This window comes from Streptococcus hepaticus (assembly GCF_043656315.1).
Lineage (GTDB): Bacteria > Bacillota > Bacilli > Lactobacillales > Streptococcaceae > Streptococcus > Streptococcus hepaticus.
Map to the genome: position 1 here is coordinate 1 of NZ_JBINIY010000065.1, position 209 is coordinate 209.

Genomic DNA, 209 nt, shown 5'->3' on the forward strand with positions numbered 1-209 from the left:
TATACCAAGTAAGCGACACATGTCTGAAATGCTATATTTATCCTTGTTAGCAGTGATTATGGCGAAGTTCAATCAGCTCACGCTGTTCCTCCGTAAGATTGTCAATGCTTTTAAACGAACCAGTTGTTTTTTCCTGGCGACCCCACTTATCGAAGGTTGAGGGCGTTAAATCATATTCTTTGATAAGATCACTTCGTTTCATACCTGCC

1 pseudogene is annotated in these 209 nt (G+C 40.7%); it reads right to left on the bottom strand.

The window, feature by feature from the left end:
- A pseudogene (locus ACHUFA_RS11140) lies at positions 1 to 209 on the bottom strand (IS3 family transposase); the annotation flags it as partial.